This window comes from Maribellus luteus (assembly GCF_003576475.1).
Lineage (GTDB): Bacteria > Bacteroidota > Bacteroidia > Bacteroidales > Prolixibacteraceae > Draconibacterium > Draconibacterium luteum.
This window is the reverse complement of sequence record NZ_QWGR01000114.1, coordinates 1-664: the sequence shown is the minus strand read 5'-3', so window position 1 is coordinate 664 and position 664 is coordinate 1. Positions and strand designations below refer to the sequence as shown.

The following is a 664-nucleotide window of genomic DNA, read 5'->3' as shown; positions in this document are numbered from 1 at the left end:
TGTCGCCCTGGATGGCCCGTACGCGCATCAGATGAGTTCGACGGTGGTGCGGGCGACGCCCTGGATGTCGCTGATGGCCCAGCGGGCATCGCGGCGCAGGTCTTCAACGCCGAGGTTTTCGGGTTCGGCCTTGCGGTCGCCGGCGGCGGTGGCGTCGATGGTGCGGTAGCGCTCGATGAGCCAGGCGGCGGCCAGGCAGTGCACCGCGCGCTCGTACCGGTGCAGGTGCGCGCTGCGGCCGTCGATCTTGGGCGCCGGCACGTCGGCCAGCGTGTTGCGACCAAACGAGACTTGCGCGCGCTTCCAGGCCTGCAGCTCGTCATTGACGGAGATGACCGCCTCGACAAGTGCGGCGCGCATGCGCTGCTGCGTGACGGTGCCGTCCAGGCGCATGGCGGCGTAGGCGTGGTCGACGCTGATATCGGGGAAGAAGCCGTCGTTGCCGATCGGCTCTCCGCCCGGTTGTGCCGCCGTGGGCACGGATGCGGCTGCGATGAAGGAAGACATAGGTTCAGTAGGCTGGGAGGCGGTGGACGGGGCGAGGCTTCGCGGCACGCCGGAAGACTGCCCCGTGCCGCCTGATGCGCGGGGTCACGCTCGGTGTCAGCTCTTCCCGTCGCCGGGCTTGGCTGCGTTCTTGATGTCGCGCTCGATGCGCTCGATG

General features: G+C 69.3%; 1 protein-coding gene. It reads right to left on the bottom strand.

The window, feature by feature from the left end:
* Positions 1-27: 27 nt before the first annotated feature.
* Complete coding sequence (locus D1614_RS24060; RefSeq protein ID WP_119440496.1) at positions 28-507, bottom strand: head completion/stabilization protein; 480 nt, start codon at positions 505-507, stop codon at positions 28-30.
* Positions 508-664 lie beyond the last annotated feature (157 nt).